At 59.8% G+C, this 18,795-nt stretch carries 18 protein-coding genes and 1 pseudogene; 4 read left to right on the top strand and 15 right to left on the bottom strand.

What is annotated here, in order from left to right:
* The 7 genes and pseudogenes from ACWIKB_RS32245 to ACWIKB_RS32215 form a co-directional block, all read right to left on the bottom strand.
* Nucleotides 1-197, bottom strand: a pseudogene (locus tag ACWIKB_RS32245) (hypothetical protein); the annotation flags it as partial.
* Between the two features lie 53 nt (nucleotides 198-250).
* Complete coding sequence (gene pepN, locus ACWIKB_RS32240; RefSeq protein ID WP_475271466.1) at nucleotides 251-2,908, bottom strand: aminopeptidase N; 2,658 nt, start codon at nucleotides 2,906-2,908, stop codon at nucleotides 251-253.
* A 10-nt stretch (nucleotides 2,909-2,918) separates the two neighbouring features.
* Nucleotides 2,919-3,749: a DUF2797 domain-containing protein gene (locus ACWIKB_RS32235; RefSeq protein ID WP_475271465.1), complete on the bottom strand. Its 831-nt coding sequence runs from the start codon at nucleotides 3,747-3,749 to the stop codon at nucleotides 2,919-2,921.
* Nucleotides 3,746-4,006: a YeaC family protein gene (locus ACWIKB_RS32230; RefSeq protein ID WP_054047564.1), complete on the bottom strand. Its 261-nt coding sequence runs from the start codon at nucleotides 4,004-4,006 to the stop codon at nucleotides 3,746-3,748. Before ACWIKB_RS32230 ends, ACWIKB_RS32235 begins: the two co-directional genes overlap by 4 nt.
* Nucleotides 4,007-4,039: 33 nt before the next feature.
* Nucleotides 4,040-4,909, bottom strand: coding sequence for a rhomboid family intramembrane serine protease (locus tag ACWIKB_RS32225; RefSeq protein WP_475271464.1), 870 nt, complete (start codon nucleotides 4,907-4,909; stop codon nucleotides 4,040-4,042).
* Nucleotides 4,906-5,880, bottom strand: a complete 975-nt coding sequence (locus ACWIKB_RS32220) for a metallophosphoesterase (RefSeq protein ID WP_475271469.1) — start codon at nucleotides 5,878-5,880, stop codon at nucleotides 4,906-4,908. The genes ACWIKB_RS32225 and ACWIKB_RS32220 overlap by 4 nt, the downstream gene beginning before the upstream one ends.
* Nucleotides 5,877-6,767: an NAD(+) kinase gene (locus ACWIKB_RS32215; protein ID WP_010459816.1), complete on the bottom strand. Its 891-nt coding sequence runs from the start codon at nucleotides 6,765-6,767 to the stop codon at nucleotides 5,877-5,879. The genes ACWIKB_RS32220 and ACWIKB_RS32215 overlap by 4 nt, the downstream gene beginning before the upstream one ends.
* A gap of 105 nt (nucleotides 6,768-6,872) precedes the next feature.
* Between ACWIKB_RS32215 and ACWIKB_RS32210 the strand changes: the two genes are divergently transcribed.
* Entirely contained in the window at nucleotides 6,873-7,823 is a 951-nt protein-coding gene (locus tag ACWIKB_RS32210; protein WP_475271463.1) for a DUF1853 family protein, read from the top strand.
* Between the two features lie 107 nt (nucleotides 7,824-7,930).
* On the opposite strand, the gene ACWIKB_RS32205 is transcribed toward ACWIKB_RS32210, so the two are convergent.
* Entirely contained in the window at nucleotides 7,931-9,214 is a 1,284-nt protein-coding gene (locus tag ACWIKB_RS32205; protein ID WP_475271462.1) for an arsenic transporter, read from the bottom strand.
* A 232-nt stretch (nucleotides 9,215-9,446) separates the two neighbouring features.
* On the bottom strand, nucleotides 9,447-10,550 hold the full coding sequence (locus ACWIKB_RS32200; RefSeq protein WP_475271461.1) for a DUF2855 family protein: 1,104 nt from the start codon (nucleotides 10,548-10,550) through the stop codon (nucleotides 9,447-9,449).
* Nucleotides 10,551-10,605: 55 nt separating this feature from the next.
* Here ACWIKB_RS32200 and ACWIKB_RS32195 point away from each other — a divergent pair, with 55 nt between their 5' ends.
* Complete coding sequence (locus ACWIKB_RS32195) at nucleotides 10,606-11,274, top strand: TetR/AcrR family transcriptional regulator (RefSeq protein WP_475271460.1); 669 nt, start codon at nucleotides 10,606-10,608, stop codon at nucleotides 11,272-11,274.
* A gap of 96 nt (nucleotides 11,275-11,370) precedes the next feature.
* Here the strand turns inward: ACWIKB_RS32195 and ACWIKB_RS32190 are convergent, their stop codons facing one another.
* The gene (locus ACWIKB_RS32190) at nucleotides 11,371-11,931 is read right to left on the bottom strand and encodes an NADPH-dependent FMN reductase (protein ID WP_475271459.1); all 561 of its coding nucleotides are present in this window, start codon (nucleotides 11,929-11,931) and stop codon (nucleotides 11,371-11,373) included.
* A 176-nt stretch (nucleotides 11,932-12,107) separates the two neighbouring features.
* Between ACWIKB_RS32190 and ACWIKB_RS32185 the strand changes: the two genes are divergently transcribed.
* Nucleotides 12,108-12,368: a hypothetical protein gene (locus ACWIKB_RS32185; RefSeq protein ID WP_213938219.1), complete on the top strand. Its 261-nt coding sequence runs from the start codon at nucleotides 12,108-12,110 to the stop codon at nucleotides 12,366-12,368.
* A gap of 88 nt (nucleotides 12,369-12,456) precedes the next feature.
* Nucleotides 12,457-13,350 carry a LysR substrate-binding domain-containing protein gene (locus ACWIKB_RS32180; RefSeq protein ID WP_475271458.1) on the top strand — a complete coding sequence of 298 codons (894 nt, stop codon included), beginning with the start codon at nucleotides 12,457-12,459 and terminating at the stop codon, nucleotides 13,348-13,350.
* Here ACWIKB_RS32180 and ACWIKB_RS32175 read toward each other — a convergent pair.
* The 5 genes from ACWIKB_RS32175 to ACWIKB_RS32155 all read right to left on the bottom strand — a co-directional run bounded on the left by ACWIKB_RS32175 (nucleotide 13,316) and on the right by ACWIKB_RS32155 (nucleotide 18,640).
* On the bottom strand, nucleotides 13,316-13,930 hold the full coding sequence (locus ACWIKB_RS32175; protein WP_475271457.1) for a GNAT family N-acetyltransferase: 615 nt from the start codon (nucleotides 13,928-13,930) through the stop codon (nucleotides 13,316-13,318). The two genes, ACWIKB_RS32180 and ACWIKB_RS32175, sit on opposite strands and share 35 nt — an antisense overlap.
* Before the next feature lie 14 nt (nucleotides 13,931-13,944).
* The gene (locus ACWIKB_RS32170; protein ID WP_475271456.1) at nucleotides 13,945-16,200 is read right to left on the bottom strand and encodes an Orn/Lys/Arg family decarboxylase; all 2,256 of its coding nucleotides are present in this window, start codon (nucleotides 16,198-16,200) and stop codon (nucleotides 13,945-13,947) included.
* A 321-nt stretch (nucleotides 16,201-16,521) separates the two neighbouring features.
* Entirely contained in the window at nucleotides 16,522-17,280 is a 759-nt protein-coding gene (gene dnaQ, locus ACWIKB_RS32165) for a DNA polymerase III subunit epsilon (RefSeq protein WP_475271455.1), read from the bottom strand.
* Between the two features lie 237 nt (nucleotides 17,281-17,517).
* The gene (locus tag ACWIKB_RS32160; protein WP_475271454.1) at nucleotides 17,518-17,901 is read right to left on the bottom strand and encodes a MerR family transcriptional regulator; all 384 of its coding nucleotides are present in this window, start codon (nucleotides 17,899-17,901) and stop codon (nucleotides 17,518-17,520) included.
* A gap of 160 nt (nucleotides 17,902-18,061) precedes the next feature.
* On the bottom strand, nucleotides 18,062-18,640 hold the full coding sequence (locus tag ACWIKB_RS32155) for an NAD(P)H-dependent oxidoreductase (protein ID WP_475271453.1): 579 nt from the start codon (nucleotides 18,638-18,640) through the stop codon (nucleotides 18,062-18,064).
* Nucleotides 18,641-18,795: the final 155 nt, after the last annotated feature.

The following is an 18,795-nucleotide window of genomic DNA, read 5'->3' as shown; positions in this document are numbered from 1 at the left end:
ATACCGGAACGAAGGAACGCCGAGCCTAAGCGAGGGGCCGGACGCTCGGGGCGAGCCTTTTTTTGCTTACTTTTTTTTGGCGTTTGAAAAAAAAGTGAGTCGCCGTAAGGGCGAAACCCTAAGTCGCCGTTACCGCAGAAACGGATATGTACACCATCAAAAATCCCCATCAGCAGTAAGAGCGCCTTCGCGGGCAAGCCTCGCTCCTACAGGGGGTCCGAGTGAACCCCCTGAAGGAACCAGGCCAAACTCAGGCCAGGCTTTTGCTGACCACCTCAAACACATCACTCGAAAGTTGACCCGAAGCGCGAATCCGCTCCAGCTCCCCTTTCATCAACGCCTGGCGCGCGTCGTCATACTTACGCCAGCGAGTCAAAGGCGCCAACTGCCGAGATGCGATCTGCGGATTAAACCCATTCAGTTCAATCACCAGATCCGCCAGGAACCGATACCCGGAACCATCAGCCGCATGGAAGTTGATCAAGTTCTGCCCGGCAAACGCCCCCACCAGCGCCCGAACCTTGTTCGGGTTCTTCATATTGAACGCCGGATGCTCCATCAACGCCTTCACCCGCGCCAAACCACCCGGCAACGTGCTGCCCGCCTGAACACTGAACCACTGATCCATAACCAGCGGATTGTCCTTGAAATGCTCGGCAAAACTGGCCAACGCCTTGGCTTTCTCGTCTTCGAACGACGAATTGACCAACACCGCCAACGCAGTCAAACGCTCGGTCATGTTGTCGCTGGTCTCGAACTGCTCCAGCGTCGCCGCCAACACTTCCGGCTTGCCACTAAGCATCAAGTAAGAAAGCGCGATGTTCTGCAAGGCGCGACGGGCGAAGTGTTCAGCCTCGGCCACGTATGGGGTTTTCTTCGACAGGTCGCGGTTGGCCTGGTAACGCAGCCACAGCGCTTCGAACAAGTTATCCGCCAACTGCTTGCGCACAAATTCACGAGCGATGTGGATGGCATCGACGTCAGCCACTTCGCTGATTTCAGTCAGGTACGCCTCACCCGCCAGCGAAAGCATTTCCGCAACCATGGCCTGGTCCAGCGTCTCGTCGGACAGCACGGTGCGCAACGCCGAAATCAGCCGCTGATCCAGCACCAGCGCTTCACCCTTCTGCTGTTGGGCGATCAGTTCTTGCAGCACCTGGACCGACAATTGCTGGCCGGCATCCCAGCGGTTGAAGCCGTCGCTGTCGTGCTGCATCAGGAACATCAGTTGATCGCGGTTGTACGGGAAGCTCAGTTTCACCGGCGCAGAGAAACCACGCAGCAGAGAAGGCAATGGCTGTTCGGCGATGTCCACGAACGTGAAGGTCTGCTCAGCTTCAGTCACCGAGATGACCCGCGAAGTGCCCTGCGCCGAAGCTTCGCCAGACAGATGCAGCGCTATCGCCGCGCCTTTTGAATCCAGCAGGCCCAACTCCACCGGAATCACGAACGGCAGTTTTTCAACTTTGTCCGGGGTCGCCGGGCAGCTCTGGCGGAAGGTCAGGCTGTAGGTTTTGGCCGCTGCGTCGTAGGACTCGCTCACCGCCAATCGCGGAGTGCCAGCCTGGCTGTACCAGCGTTTGAACTGGGTCAGGTCGACACCGTTGGCGTCTTCCATGGCTTTGATGAAGTCGTCGCAGGTCACGGCCTGGCCGTCATGACGATCGAAGTACAGGTCGCTGCCTTTACGGAAGCCTTCGGCGCCGAGCAAGGTGTGGATCATGCCAACCACTTCCGAGCCCTTTTCGTACACGGTCAGTGTGTAGAAGTTGGAAATCTCGATAAAGCTGTCCGGGCGCACGGCGTGGGCCATCGGGCCGGCGTCTTCGGCGAACTGGTGGGTACGCAGGTACGCCACGTCCTGGATGCGCTTGACCGTGGCCGAGTTCATGTCAGCGGAGAAGCCGGAATCGCGGAACACGGTGAAGCCTTCCTTGAGCGACAGCTGGAACCAGTCGCGGCAGGTCACGCGGTTGCCCGACCAGTTGTGGAAGTATTCATGGGCAACGATCGCCTCGACCCGCTGGTGCGCGGCGTCGGTGGCGGTTTCGGCCCGGGCCAGCACGGCGCTGGAGTTGAAGATGTTGAGGCCCTTGTTCTCCATGGCGCCCATGTTGAAGTCATTGACCGCCACGATCATGAAGATGTCCAGGTCGTACTCACGACCGTAGACCTCTTCGTCCCAGCGCATCGACTTCTTCAGGCTGTTCATGGCGTGCTGGCACTTGTCGATGTTTTCCGGCTCGACATAGATGCGCAGCGCCACGGAGCGCTCGGTCATGGTGGTGAACGTGTCTTCGACACACCACAAATCACCGGCTACCAATGCGAACAGGTACGCCGGCTTCATGAACGGGTCTTCCCAGGTCGCCCAGTGCCGGCCGTCTTCGCCCGGCCCCGAGGCAATCGGGTTGCCGTTGGACAGCAGCACCGGATAGCTGTGCTGCTCGGCGACCACGGTGGTGGTGAACTTGCTCATCACGTCCGGGCGGTCGAGGTAATAGGTGATCTTGCGGAAACCTTCGGCCTCGCACTGGGTGCAGAACATGCCGCTGGACTTGTACAAACCTTCCAGCGCGGTGTTGGTTTCCGGGTGGATGCGCACGCTGGTGTCGACCGTGAAGCGTTCGCTTTGCGGGTGCAACGTCAGGTGGTTCTCGGTCAACTGGTAATCGGCGATGCCCAACTCGCGGTCGGCCAGGTTCACCGACAGCAACTCCAACTGCTGGCCATCCAGCACCAGCGGCGGCAAGCCCGGGCCACGCTCGGGATTGCGGCGCATCACCAGTTGCGCATGGACCACGCTGTGGTCCTCGAACAACTCGAAGGTCAGGTGCGTCTCGTCGATCAGGTACTCAGGCGCCTGATAGTCCTTCAGGTAGATCATCTTCGGTTGTTCGGTGCGCATGCTGGAGTCCTTAACTATGCACGGCGAGCTGATAGGCCGTGTATTTACGAATATTGATCACGCCGGTGTCGAAGATCAGGTACTGGCCCTTGATCCCCAGCAGCGTGCCTTCGGCAATCGGGTTCTTGTCCAGATTGAAGCTGACGATCTTGGCCGGGTATTGCTCGATCGGATAACGGATTTCGAGGACGTCTACATCGGCAATAGTCTGGATTGCTTGTAGGCCGAATCGTTCCTGCAAACCTTGCAAACCTTCGGCGCAGCTATCAAACAGCTGATCGCGAACTTCTGCCAGGTCCACCGATACCGCGTCGCCCTTGAGTAAAGCACGCCAATTGGTCTTGTCAGCCACCTGGCTGCGGAACAGGTCTTCGACGAAGCCCGACTGCTGACGGGTCGAGACGCGCATGATCGGCAACGCCTGACGGGCGCCCTGGTCGATCCAGCGGGTCGGCAACTGGGTGGCGCGGGTAATCCCGACTTTCACCCCCGACGAGTTGGACAGATAGACGATGTGATCGGTCATGCAGAACTTCTGGCCCCACTCTGGCTCACGGCAGGTGCCGGCATCAAAGTGGCAGTGCTCCGGGCTCATGATGCAGATGTCGCACTGGGCCAGTTTGGTCATGCACGGGTAGCAATAACCCTGGCTGAAACTGGTTTTGGTCTTGCGTCCGCAATGAGAGCAGAAAATCGCCCCCAGATACTCCAGGCGCACTGTCGTGCCGATCAATGGATTGACCGGCACCTCGGTGTCGCCCAGACGAAAAGCGTATTGCACGTCCGGCCCGTCCAGGCGCGCCGACATTTTGCTAATTGCACCGCGGCCAATCTCGATCAATGGATGGCATCCGATTTGAACAGGATGTTCGGCACGCTGATCGACTTGGAGCTGCACTCCTGCGGCCCCATGTAGCCGGTCCGCTGTTCTTCGGGCAGGTTCTGGATTTCCCAGGCGATCATCGCTTGCAACGACAGTTCGCGCTGTTCGGCGGTGAGTTTGCCACCGTCGGACCATTTGCCGATTTCCACCGCCAGTTTCAGGCTCTGGTAGATATCGGGGGTGATGTTTTTGATCATTTCGTTAAAAGAGGACATCAGGGTCTCCGCGCTCTTTATTCAGTAACTGTTTTAGACGGCGAGTTTACGACGGTTGTACAAACCGCCCAACAAACCGGTGAAGCATCCGATGAGCAACCCGCCGACGTGGGCCGCGTTGGCAATTTCACCGAAGCCGATCATCGAGATCAGCCCGGACATGCACAACACCAGCCACACCAACATCATCACCAGCACGCCCCGCGGCAGGCGATACGCCGGGTTCGGCGACAGCAGCTGGAAGATCCAGCAATGCCCAAGCAGGCCATAAAGTACGCCGGACAACCCGCCAAACAGGGTCGCGCCGCTGTAGTAATACTGGGCGTAGTTGGAAACCAGGCTGAACAGCAAGGTCAGGCCAATCAGGTTGATGCTGCCCTGGCGCGCCTCGATGCGCCGCCCCAGTTCCCAGTACCACATGCCGTTCATGGCCAGGTGCAGGAAGCCGAAGTGGATCAGCATCGGTGTCACCAGACGCCACCACTGCCCCGCCGCCAGGCCCTCTGCCAGTGGCGTGAACTCGATGTAATCACCGAGCACGCGGAAATCGAGGAAGGTGAACCAGTGCATGGTGTTGAGGTTTTCGCCCAGCACCGTCACCGCGCCGACGATCAGGCACAGCAGCAGAATGCCTGCGGTCGCCTTGCTGTAACGCAGCTGTTCGACAAAGCCCGGGCGACGCGGGGTCTGCGCCACCGGGATGTCCAGTTGTTGATCAGGATCGCCGGCCGGGAAGCGTTCGTACAGTGAACGCACGTCCTCGCTGATGTTGGCCGGCACCCACAACACTTGCTCGCCCGCCTCTTCGCTAACCCGATGAGGCACCTGCATGCGTTGCAGCAGTTTGACGAACCCGCTCAAATCCACCGCCAACGGCAGACGCAATACCGCCACAACACTCATTGCAAGGCCTCCGGCCGTTCGACGTCGACCCAGACGAATTTATGCGGGTCGAGACGGGTTTCCTGGTCCAGACGATAGGCCACCAGTTTGCCGTACAGCACGGCGCTGTAATCCAGGCAGGCCAGGTTCGGCCGGATCGGCGCCGGTTTGCCGCTGCGCCAGTAATGGCCGACGAACAGCAAAGGCTCGTCGATGCCGTAGCGCAGCAAAGTGTTTTTCTCGGTGGACGACAGTGGCGTACGCGCCACTGGTTCTGGCAAGGCGTCGGGTTGGAACACGATGTCTCCGTAGGTTTGCGGGTCGTCTTCCCAGAACTTGGTGCGGAAGAACGAACGCGTCAGGCCATCGCCGCTGGTCATGGTCTGGCCATCCGGCAGGCGCATGTCGGTGCCGCGCAGCAGGCGATCGAACACGGTGCAGGCAAAACTGCCGGGCACGGCCGAGGCCTGGAGGAAATGTTCATCGACGCAACCGTTCGGGAACAGCGCACGCAGCGGCTCGATCAAGCCCGAATCCCAGCAGGCATGCACCACGCGGAAACGTCCGGCCTCGACGAACAACGGCAGTTCATAGAACCATTGCTGGAAGTCGTGCCAGTCAGCGGGATGATCTTCGAATTGGGTCAGGGTTTCCCCCAACAGCCGGGCATGGCGCGGCGTGTGCTCGCGCACGAACTGCTTGCCGCTGCCCGGAGGCGCCGGGGTGCTCCAGCCGAGGGCGTTGAACTCATGGTTGCCCATGATGCACAGCGCCTGGCCGGCCTCGACCATGTCGTGGACGATGTGCAGCGCTTCGCGAATACGCGGGCCGCGGTCGATGATGTCACCGACGAACACCGCCATGCGCGACGGATGCCGCCAGACACCCGCCTGTTTGTGATAACCGAGCCGGTCGAGCAAGTGCTCAAGGGTCAGAGCGCAACCGTGCACGTCACCGATCAGGTCGTAGCTACGCGCGGGATCGAGCATCAGTCGCCTCCACCACCCAACCGACTGCCCCAGCCGAGCTTGGTCCGGCACACTTCGTAGTAGTTGTGGTCGAGGGGGTGGATCAGCCGCAACTTCTGGGCTTTTTTGCTGATGGTGATGGTGTCACCCGGCGCGCAGGTGAAATGATTCTGCCCATCACAGGAGACTTGCGGGTAGATCTGCATATCCTTGGACACGACGATTTTCAGCTCACTGTTGCCATCGACCACAATTGGCCGGCCTGACAAGGTATGGGGGTACATCGGCACAATCACAATAGCGTCGAGCTTGGGATGCATGATCGGCCCGCCGGCGGACAGCGCATATGCGGTCGAACCGGTGGGCGTGGCGACGATCAGGCCGTCGGCCTTCTGGCTGCAGACGAACTGGCCGTCGATGTACAGCTCGAATTCGATCATGCGCGTGGATTTGCCGGGGTGCAGCACCACGTCGTTCAGCGCATCGCCCTGGCCGATGGCCTCGGCGTGACGGCGGACTTCGGCCTGCAACAGAAAGCGGTTTTCCACCAGGTAGTGGCCGTCAAGCACTTCGGCGACTTTGACTTCCAGCTCATCGGGGCGAATGTCGGTCAGAAACCCGAGGCTGCCCCGGTTGATCCCGAGCACCGGGATATTGTGTCGGGCCAGGGCCCGCGCGGCGCCGAGCAGGCTGCCGTCACCGCCGACCACAATCACCATGTCACACACTTCACCGAGCATCTTGCGCGACGAGGTTTGCAGGCCGTGCCCCGGCAGGACTTCGGCGATGGTGTCTTCGAGGATCACGTGCAGGTGACGATCGAGCAGAAACCGTTTCAGTCGGCGGACGGTATCCAGCACCTGCGAACTGCCCAGGCGACCGATGATGCCGATATTACGAAATTGCTCCATGGGGCTCCTGCGAGGTTCTGCGTCGGGCTAAAGCGACGATTATGGGCGAAAGCGCGGGATAGACAAAATCCTTTAAGCCGCGACTTAAGAGGCTATGCTCGCAGAATGATCTTATTCCCGGATTTGCTCCAGTTACCCCACCAGTTACGCCACCCGGAAGTGCGCGACCTGGCGTGGGTCATCCTTGCGCCGCCGATGCTCGGCGAACCGCCGTGGCCGCAGCGTCATCCGCTGGCCGGGAGCGACTGGGTGCAGGCGCCGCAAGGCCTGGAACGCTGGTTGCGGGAGCTGGATCGCGACAGTTATGACTTGCTGCACTGGCTGGCGCAATCGCGCACCCGGCGCCTGGGCCTGTATTACGAACGCTTGTGGCAATACGCGGTACGCCACGCCCCAGGCATCGAGTTGATCGCCGCCAACCTGCCGATCCGCCGCGAGGGCCACACCCTGGGCGAGCTGGACATGCTGCTGCGCGACCGTGACGGAGTGCACCACCTGGAACTGGCGATCAAGCTCTACCTTGGGCCGCAAAACGGTGATGGACATGACACGGCGACCTGGCTGGGGCCGGGTTGTCACGATCGGCTGGACCGCAAACTGGCGCACTTGAGCCAGCATCAACTGCCGATTTCCGCCCGCCCGGAAAGCCGCGAGGCGCTGGCGGCGCTGGATATCCAGCAGTTCAGCGCGCATTTGTGGCTGGGCGGGTATTTGTTGTATCCGTGGCCGGGACAATCGGCGTCGCCGAATGGCGCTCACCCGCAGCATTTGCGTGGCAGTTGGTTGCATCAGAAGGATTGGGCGGACTTTGTCGTGCAACGGCCGTTCGGGCGCTGGCAACCCCTGCCCCGCCATGCCTGGCTGGCGCCGGCGCACTATCCGGCGGAGCAGACCTGGAACACGGAACAGTTGGATGCCTGGCTCAGTGAGCTGGAGCCGTTGGCCCCGGCGCAGTTAATGGTGCGGCTGACCGAGAATGCCAGTGGCGAATGGGAGGAAGCCGAGCGGTTGTTTCTGGTGGCGGATCTTTGGCCGAATGTGCCGGGTAATGGTTGAGATTTTGTGGTGTCTGGGCTGGCCTCTTCGCGGGCAAGCCTCGCTCCTACATTTGGAACGCGCTCCCCTGTAGGAGCGAGGCTTGCTCGCGAAGGGGCCGACGCGGTTTAAATGGACAACCGCAAAGCCAACGCCGCCAACGTCACCAACAACACCGGCACCGTCAACACAATCCCGACCTTGAAGTAATAACCCCAGCCAATCTTGATGCTCTTGCGCTCCAGCACATGTAGCCACAGTAACGTCGCCAGACTGCCGATCGGGGTGATTTTCGGCCCCAGGTCGCTGCCGATGACGTTGGCATAGATCATCGCTTCCTTGACCACGCCCGTGGCCTGGCTCGCATCAATAGAGAGCAGACCGATCAACACTGTCGGCAAGTTATTCATGATCGACGACAGCAACGCCGTCAGCACGCCGGTGCCCATGGCGGCGCCCCAAACGCCGTAATCGGCAAAGCCGTTAAGCCACCCGGCGAGGTAGTCGGTGAGCCCGGCGTTGCGCAGGCCATAGACCACCAGGTACATGCCCAGGGAGAAAATCACGATCTGCCACGGTGCTTCTTTCATGACTTTGCGCGTGGAAATCTTGTGTCCACGGGCAGCGATACCCAGCAGCAATGCCGCGCACACCGCAGAAATCGCGCTGATCGGAATCCCCAGCGGCTCCAGGGCAAAGCACCCGACCAACAGGATCACCAACACCGCCCAACCGGCATAAAACGTGGCTTTGTCGTGGATCGCCGTGGCCGGGTCTTCCAGTTGCTCGGGGTCGTAGGCCTTGGGAATGTCCTTGCGGAAGAACCACATCAACATACCCAACGTTGCGGCGACGCTGACGAAGTTGACCGGGATCATCACCGCTGCATAGCGGTTGAAGCCGATGTGGAAGAAGTCGGCGGAGACGATGTTCACCAGGTTCGATACCACCAGCGGCAGGCTCGCGGTGTCGGCGATGAAACCGGCGCCCATCACGAAGGCCAGGGTTGCGGCGGGCGAGAAACGCAGGGCCAGTAGCATGGAGATCACAATCGGCGTGAGGATCAGCGCCGCGCCGTCATTGGCAAACAGCGCCGACACCAGCGCGCCGAGCAACACCATAAAGGCAAACAGCTTGCGCCCGCTGCCCTTGCCCCAGCGCGCCACATGCAACGCCGCCCAGGCAAAGAACCCCGCCTCGTCCAGCAACAGACTGATGATGATCAGTGCGACAAAAGTGCCGGTGGCGTTCCAGATAATCTGCCACACCAACGGGATATCACTGAGGTGCACCACCCCGAAGAGCAGCGCCAGCACCGCACCGAACACCGCGCTCCAGCCGACGCCGAGGCCTTTGGGCTGCCAGATCACCAAAGTAATGGTCAGCAGGAAAATCAACGACGCAATGAGCATGCACAGCAGCCTTGAACAGACAATCGGGATGGGGACATGCAACAGAGTGAAGGGTCGGGGCGATAATTCCGTGGCGCGAGACAAAAATCCCCACCACATCAAAATCCCCTATGTGGGAGCGGGCTTGCTCGCGAAGAGGTCGTGTCAGTCGACATTGATATTGACTGACCCACCGCCTTCGCGAGCAAGCCCGCTCCCACAGGGGATTGGGGATTGGCTTGGAGTCCGCAGACTACAACTTGATGACGTGCCCCTCGACCGGCGCAACCTGTCCATGAAACAGCCGCGATATTACACGTTGCGCCGCTTCGTAGCCTTCACTCTCCACCACTTTGAGCAACGGCGTGGACGTCGCAGTGACCAACCCGTAAAACCGCTGCAACCCCTCGCCAATATGTTGGCTGACCTTTTCCGGGCCCCATTCGGTATTGCGCTTGCGGATCTGGATCGGCGCAAAGAAGAACACCGGTTGTGGCCCGGCAATGGCGCTCAACTGTGCCTTGTCGGTGCTCTGGGCCGAACCGGCGAAACAGCTGTAAACCAATTGACCGGCGAAATGCTGATGCACCCGATCACGGAGTTTCAGGTCGCCGGAAAAATCCACGTACAGCGTCGCACGATCATTCGGCAAGCTGTCGAGTTCTGCGTAGGACACGGTGCGTTCGTAACAACCCAACGATTCGACAAAGGTTTTGTTACCGGCCGAGGTCAGGGCAATCCGCTCCAGGTCGGGATTATTTTCCAGGCACACCGCCGTGCCGTACGCGGTTTTACTCGACGCACTGGAGAACACCAGTCGGGTCGCGCCGAAGAACTCGTTGTCCTGCAGGAAGTCCGCCAGCATCGACGAGGTCAGAAACAGCGGCTTGAGCAGAATCTGCAGGTTTTCGGTTTCGGGCGTGTAGTACGTATCCCAACTGCAGCGTGTGTATTGGTTGTAAGCCGAGGTCAGCGCCTGGCGATGCTCAGCCGCGTCATAGAAGCCCCGTTCGGTGACCCGGTCCGGGCGCATCCAGATATGGCTGGCGATCGGGAAGTACCCGTAAAAGCGCTCGCCGACCTTGATACCCGTGACGTCCGACGCCACGACATCGGCAAATCCCCACGCCGGAATGTGGCCCCATTCCGCGAGCCCCGTAGGAAAGAATCCCCAGTAGTTCATCGAATCGCCATACGCGGCGTAGGTAATGTTGTTGGTGGTCAACGCGCAGCGGTCGATCTTCAAGATGATCTCGCCGGGCGCCGCAATCAGGCTGCGTTGCTCCTGCTCGATCCGGCTCTGGTCGAGGGCGTTTTTACGGGTGATCAGCCGTGTTACCGTGCTCAGGCTTTGCATCTTTCAGACTCCTGCTGCGAGTGAGTGGCGGGTAGCACCAGAGTAATGGCAGCCGATGAAGAGCGGGTTCGGAAACACCAAAGGCCACGCGCCAACCCTCAACCCCCGTGCCAAACCGCTGAAACGGCCGAGTCAGGCCCGGGCGATTTTCACTGTTGAGGCGATTTACGAGGCGTTTGTTCGGATTTGGCAGCGTGACGGCTGGTCCGGCTTGACCACCCGCGAAGTAGCCCTGGAAGCGGGCGTGGCGATTGGCACGTTGTACGACTATTTCCCGAGCAAGGAAGCCTTGCTGTCGGGCTATATCCGGCATTCCCTGGATGAATTGTTGCAGCATCTGGACGAACAGGTCGTACAGGCCAACGACCTGGACGGGCTGACCCGGATCAAACGCTTGATCCGCCTGACCTGCGAGCCGGACGGCGTGCGACAACCGCTGTTCAACCATGAAGTGCTGGCGATCGAACACCAATTCACCGAGCCCAAGCATCATCGGCGGCTGTTCCAGGAACTGTCGCAAAAATGGCGTGAAGCGTTTGCGGCGTGTGGTGATTTGCTTGTGCAACCGTCGCCGGCCACCATCGATGCCTGGGTGATCATGGCTTGGGGTGGGCGGCGGTATTGCGTGGTCGCGCAACCGGCGGCTGAACAAACCGCTGCGTGGTTGGCGGAAATCGAGACCATGATTTGCGCGAGATTGCTCGGGCCTACTGCCCCCCTGTAGGAGCGAAGCTTGCTCGCGAAGGCGGCGTTCCAGCCGACATCAATGCTGAATGTACCGCCGCCTTCGCGAGCAAGCTTCGCTCCTACAGGGTATTTGTCAGACTTTTTTGTGTTGTTCGACCCACTGCCCGTAAGCATTGATGAAGCTCTGCAAGAACGGCTTCACTGATTCACTCAACTTGCCCGCCTCATCGAACGCTGTACCGGCACCACCCAGATAGGCTTCCGGTTGCTGCATGCAGGGCACATTGAGAAACACCATGGACTGGCGCAAGTGATGGTTGGCGCCGAAACCGCCGACCGCGCCCGGCGAAACGCTGATCACACCCCCCGGTTTTCCGCTCCAGGCACTTTTGCCATAAGGGCGGGACCCCACGTCAATCGCATTCTTCAACGGTGCTGGCACCGAACGGTTGTATTCCGGGGTCACAAACAGCACTGCGTCGGATGAGCTCACTTGTTGTCTGAAAGTGCTGTAGGCTGCCGGCGGTGAAGCGCCATCGATGTCTTCGTTGTAGAGTGGCAAGTCGCCAATTTCGACGATGTTCAATTTCAGATTGGCAGGCGCCAGATCAGCCAGGGCCAATGCGACCTTGCGGTTGATCGATTCTTTTCTCAAGCTGCCGACCACAACGGCGACCGTATAGACGTTGCTCATGGAAGATTCTCGACTGTCCGATGGAAAGAGCCTGTAGTTATAGATGACGTTTCGATCAGCGGGCGAGCGAAAATCGCCGCCGCTGACTATTTTTTTCTTGTAGGAAAACTTACTTCACCCAAGCACGGTCTACAGAACCGCAAATTGAGTGATTTATCTCCAGAGGTTCTAAGCAGATGGCAGCAGTACTCGTCGGTCAGTTCCATGCAAGAGACGCGGAAGGCCGCGTTTATTCCGTGCATGAGTTCCAGGAATCCACCCCGTCGGCAGACGGTGTCGAAGGCACGGAGCCTGTCACCACCTACAAACTGGCCATTGGCGATCGCATGAAGAAGCTCGACGACAATCGGTTCCAGTTGATCCAGTCGGATATCACCCTCACTCGCGAACCGGACACTTACATCGGTAGCCTGCCGGAAACCACCGTCGCCTCATAACCCCGTGTTATGAGCAGAAGTCATATGCGCGCACTTGAGTTAGGATTCAGCCACTGACTCCCTCACCTGCTGAACATGGACTTCACGCATGCGTTTACGTCATATCGAAGTGATCCAGGCGCTCTTGCAGACCGGTCACCTGGGCACCGCCGCCGAATGGCTGCAGTTGCCGGTGGCCGAGGTCGAAGGGATTTTGCACGACGCCGAGGGTCAGTTGGGCTTCATGCTGTTTTCCAGCGTGCGCGGTCGCTTGCAGGCCACGCGCGAGGCGCGGGAGTTGCAGGTCGAAATTGCCCACGTTTATGAAGCCCTCGAGCCGGTCCAGCGCCTGGCCAACAGTCTCAAGCAATACCTCGCCCCACCGTTGCGCGTCATCGGCACCCCGCCGCTGGCCCAACAGTTGTTGCCCCACAGCATCGCAGCCCTGCGCCGACGTTTTCCCGATGCGCCGTGCACCCTCCTCAGCCAACCCACCCGCGAGATCGTCCGCAGCCTGTTGCTGCGCGAAAGTGATCTGGGCCTGAGTCTGCACGACCCCGACCACGCCGACATCGACTGCCAAGTGATTGCCCAAGGCAAGCTCCAGTTACTGGCGCCCCACGGCTGGCTGCAACCGAAGCAGAAGTACGTGTCGGTACAGGATTTGGCCGGTCAATCGATGGTCGGCCTCGACGGTCACGACCCGTTGAGCCCGGCGCTGGAAACCAAATTGCAGGCGCTGCGCCCGGCCCTGGTGATCCAGACCCGCGTGCAGACCCACCAGATGATGCGCAGCATGGTCGAGGCCGGTGAAGGCCTGGCCATCGTCGACCCCTTCACCGCCCTCGGCGCCAAGGCGTCCGGGCTGGACGCCTGCCCGTTGGCGCCGGCAGTGCCGATCAGCCTCTACGCCCTGACCCTGAAGAACGCTGAGCTATCACCGGCCGTTCAGGCGTTGCTGGCAATCATCACGGAACAAGCCGTGGCGATGCTGGCGAGCTGATCGGGTTTTCCAGCGGGTTATCGAATAATCGATACCAGAACAGCGCCACTTCAGCGGTGTTCGGATCAATGCCGCGATAGCGCAGATGATCGATCCCGCCAATCACATACCCACTGCGCTCATACAGCCGACAGGCGCCGAGGTTGTTGTTCTGGGTTTCGAGCATGATGCCTGGCAGTTTTTTCTTGCGACTCCAGAACTGCGCCACATCCAGTAGCGACTTCGCCACGCCATGCCGCCGGGCCGGCGCATGCACCGCCAGTTCATCGATATGGGCAAAGCCGTTCCAGTTGGTGCTGATCACCAGGTGACCCACTGGCTCGTCATCCAGATACGCCATGAAAATCGCACTGTCGGCGGCATCGCGGAAACTGCTGAACTCTTCCGGATCGATGCCGTAGCACTTTCGATAAGGGGTGATCGGCGTTACCGGCCACTGTGCCACCGGTTTGCCAATTTGCGCGGCACCGTAGGCGGCGACTTCAAAACTGAAATCGCTGCCCCAGATGTAGGCGGCAAAACCATCGTCGGCGACACGCACCGACAGCCCTGGGTATTTCGGATTCATGACCGGTTGCATACTGGGAAAGGTCCTCATTCCTTGATGCAATCGACGGTGTAATACCGCCCATTGCCCTCATCTTCGTGTTGCAATCCGTGCACATCGGCGACAAATCCCGGGAAGCTGCTGTCGAAGGTACGGGCGAATGACAAGTAATCGATGATCGATCGAGTCGATTCGGTGAAACGCTCGCCGGGCATGATCAACGGAATCCCCGGCGGGTACGGCACCAGCATCACGGCGGCGATTCGCCCATCCAGGGCATCGATCGACACCGCCTCAACCTCACCGCGTACCAATTGATCATAGGCGTCGGCGGGCTTCATGGCGATTTCCGGGAGCACGGTGTACATGCGTTTCAGATGTTTGGCGGTGGCATTGCTGCGGTAGCAGGCGTGCAACTGATCGCACAGATCGCGCAGGCCCATGCCTTGATAACGCACCAGATTCTCTTGGGCTACGCACGGCAGACAGGAAGCCAGGCTGGTGTTGGCGTCATAACTGCGCTTGAACTCCAGCAACTCGGTGAGCAGCGTGCTCCACTTGCCTTTTGTGATGCCCATGGAGAACAGCACCAGGAACGAATACAGCCCGGTCTTCTCGACCACCAGCCCACGTTCCCAGAGGAATTTGCTGACCACCGCTGCCGGAATCCCGCGCTCACTCAGTGCGCCGCCTGCGGTCAGGCCCGGCATGACCAGCGTGACTTTGATCGGATCGAGCAGCACGTAGTCATCCGTCACGCCGCCAAAACCGTGCCAGTCGGCGTCGGGCTGCAGCAACCAGTCTTCGGTGATGACCTGGGTAATACCTTCCACCGACGGCGGCTGCCAGATGGAAAACCACCAGTCATCTGCCGCAATGTGCTGGCGCAGGTTGGCCAGGGCCCGGCGAAAACTCAGGGCTTCATCGAACATTTCCTGCAACAGCGAACGCCCGGCCGGACCTTCCATCATGGCCGAAGCCACGTCGAGCGAGGCGATGATGCTGTACTGCGGCGACGTGGAGATGTGCATCATGAACGCTTCGTTGAAACGATCACGATCCAGTTGCCGCGCGCCACCGTCCTGCACATGAATCATCGACGCCTGACTGAACGCCGCCAGCAGTTTGTGGGTGGAATGGGTAGTGAACACCAACGGGCCGTCTTCACTGCGGGTCGTGCCCATGCCGTAGCGCCCGGCGAAGAACTCGTGAAACGCCGCGTAGGCGTACCAGGCCTCGTCGAAGTGCAAGACCTCGACGCTGTTGCCAAGGTTCTGCTTGATCAGCTCGGCGTTGTAACAGAGGCCGTCGTAGGTCGAGTTGGTCACCACCGCCAGCTTGACCTTGGGCGCGCGGCCTTTGGTCAGCGGGCTGGCGTCGATCTTGGCCTGGATCGATTCGCGACTGAATTCACTCAGCGGAATCGGGCCGATGATCCCCAGCTCATTGCGCTCCGGGCACAGGTACAACGGGATCGCACCGGTCATGATGATCGAGTGCAAGACCGACTTATGGCAGTTGCGATCCACCAGCACCAGATCATCCCGGGCAACCATGGAGTGCCAAACGATTTTGTTGGCCGTGGAAGTGCCATTGATCACGAAAAAAGTGTGATCGGCGCCGAAGTTGCGCGCGGCTCGGGCCTCAGCTTCGGCCAGGGGGCCGGTGTGATCGAGCAGCGAACCGAGCTCAGGGACTGACACCGACAGGTCCGAACGCAGGGTGTTTTCCCCGAAGAACTGGTGGAACGCCTGCCCCACCGGACTCTTGTGATACGCCACGCCACCGCCATGACCGGGGGTATGCCAGGAATAATTGGAGTCAGCGGTGTGCTGCACCAACGCCTTGAAGAATGGCGGCAACAGACCATCGAGGTACTTGCGCGCCGCCCGGGCGACCTGGCGGGCGAGGAAAGGCACGGTGTCTTCGAACAAGTACAGAATGCCGCGCAGTTGATTGAGTTCGGCCATGGCGTCGGCCGGGGCGTTTTCCAGGGTGACCTGCTCGCCCAGGGCGAAGATCGGCAAGTCCGGCGCACGCACCCGCGCCAAGCCGATCAATTCGGCCATATTGTGTAACAAATGAGAGTGGGCGCTGGCGTCTTCGGCGGCAATCAACATGCACGAGAGGCCGTGATGGGTCGAGGCGACGAGGCGCCCTTCGGTGTAATCCACCGCACTGAGAATGCTGAAACCTTCCTGCTCCAGCTCCCGGGCGATGCCACGCACGCGATCGCCGGCAACCGTGTCGGCCTTGATGTCGCGATGGACGATCAGGACCGGGAATTTCAAATCTTTATACATGGGGCTCAGTGTCCTGAGGCGGCAGACCGTGGCCTGCCAATACCCTCAGGGTAGAGGGTTGAGGCGGATGTGGCGAGCGCGGATGCCCCGAAGCGGGTCAGTCAGCGCACCATCATGTGGCCATCAATCGCAATCTGAAATGATGATCAGAGGTGGATGCGGGACCTTGTGGCGAGGGGGCTCGCCCCCGTTCGGCTGCGCAGCAGTTGTAAATACTGCGAATGCGGTTTATCTGAAAGAAATGCAGGGGCCGCTTCGCGACCCAACGGGGGCAAGCCCCCTCGCCACAGGTAAGCCCCTCGCCACAAAAGCCTTTCAGCCTCAGGCCTGAGCCTTGGCTTCGATCAACTGCTGCCACAACGACGGCGCACCGGCGGATTTAGCCACTGCCTCCAGGCGCGTGAGGTGCTGCGCGAGGTCATCTTCACTGGCGCGGATGATCCGGGTCGGCTGGCGATCGGCAGGCAGGCGACGAATTTCGGTGGCGGAGTTGTCCGCGCCTTCGCCCGAACCGTTGCCGTCAGACGCGTTACCCGCCAGGGACAGACTGGTCTGGCCGCCGGTCATGGTCAGGTAAACGTCGGCGAGGATCTCGGAGTCGAGCAAGGCGCCGTGCAGTTCACGGCCGGAGTTGTCGACGCCGTAGCGTTTGCACAAGGCGTCGAGGCTGTTGCGCTGCCCCGGGTGACGTTCCCGGGCCATCATCAGGGTGTCGAGGATCGAGCAGTGCCGCGTGATATCTGCGCGATCGTGCTGGCCCATCAGCGCGAATTCGTTGTTGATAAAGCCAACGTCGAACGCCGCGTTATGGATGATCAGCTGCGCGCCCTTGATGAATTCGAAGAACTCATCGGCCACTTCGGTGAAACGCGGCTTGCCCACCAGGAATTCGTTGGTGATGCCGTGGACGCCGATGGCGCCTTCATCACTCTCGCGATCCGGTTGCAGATAAACGTGAAAGTGCCGGCCCGTGAGGCGCCGACCGATCAACTCGACACAACCGATTTCGATAATCCGGTGGCCGTCGGTCACCGGCATGCCGGTGGTTTCGGTATCGAGTACAACGCTCCGTTGAGCCATACGCTATTAAATCCTCATCACTCGTCACCCTTCGAAGGCCGGCGATATTAACACACCCGATCCAATTGAACCTGCAAGTGACCAATGCCGGTACGCTCCACATTGAACCTGCTTTCGCGAATCAAGTTGCTGGTTCAGCAAGGTGTGAACGTGGATGAAGCATTTCTCGCGTTCATATACAGCGTCGGACGTTCGACAGTCGTCGACGCGTCTCACCAGCCCATGCAAGAAAACCGCTCAGGCGGTTTTGGCAAGGTGTTCAAACTGGCATTGCTCCTGCGCATCCTTGAGGCTGGCTTCAAATTCCACCAGCCCTGTGTAGACCTGCTGCAACCCTTCAATCCGGGTCATCAGTTCCTGTTTTTTATCCGCGATGGCCTTGTTCGCCAAGTCCCAGGGCAGCTGTTGGCCTCGGTGATCCTTCAGGATCGCCTGCATTTCCTTTAGCTTGAAGCCCAATTGCTGAGCGCATTTGATAAACGTCAGCAACTCAACGCTCTGCTGGTTATAGATCCGATATTTGCCTTCGCGCTGGGGCGGCGGCAACAAGCCAATGTCTTCGTAGTGGCGGATGCTTTTGATCGTCGTGCCCGACAACTGGGCGGCTTTGCCGATGTACATGAAAAGTCCTTTTTATGGCCGGCAAGTGGTGGGGGCACTCGCACGGCGCATCTTTACACTTGTAGGCAAGGGCGGGAAGCCAAGGGCGTTTAATGGCGGGGAGCTGACAGGAATGAAGCTGGCATCGCCTGTTGCAAGGCGATGCGGCATAACATGCGTATCAGTGGCTGGCGATCGCCTGAGCTTGCTTGAGCCAGGCATTTCGCTGATTGGGCCTGGAACCGAGGAGCGGTCCGAACGTCAGGGCCTTCAATGGCTTGATGCCACAGAACTCCAGCGTGGTCTTGCGCACCTGGTGCAAGCCAGGCATGCGATAGACCCACTTGTAGTACCACGGTGGAGTATCCATCGTGACTAACAGGTGAGCGGTTCGCCCTTTGAGGAGCTTATCGGGAAAGGCTTTGCCTTCGCGGTATTTGAAGGCAAAACCGGGCAGGAATACCCGGTCGAAGAAGCCTTTCATCAACGCCGGAATGCCGCCCCACCAGATCGGATAGACAAAGGCCAGGTGCTCAGCCCAGGTGATATCGGCCTGAGCCCTGAGCAGATCGGGCTCCAGTGGCTGAATCTGTTTATAGCCATCGCGCAGCACCGGATCGAAGCTCAGCGCATCCAGTCGTAACAGACGCACCTCGTGCCCGGCACTTTTTGCCGCCTCGACATACGTCTCGGTCAAGGCACCACAGAAACTGTCGGTTGAGGGGTGACCCAAAATCACCAGCACTCGCTTGCTCATCATCACTGCATCCTGAAAGAAGAGCCTTCAGCGTAAAGTGTGCCCCTAACGGGAGAGTCAATGGGCGAGCGCAATTTTGGTGCTCAAAAAACCTGTAGGAGCGAAGCTTGCTCGCGAAAGCGGTGTATCAGCAAACATCAATGTCGACTGAAACGCCC

Source organism: Pseudomonas sp. 5Vm1k (assembly GCF_056161485.1).
Note: the sequence above shows the minus strand (reverse complement) of the source record. Positions and strands in the feature narration are given on the sequence as shown.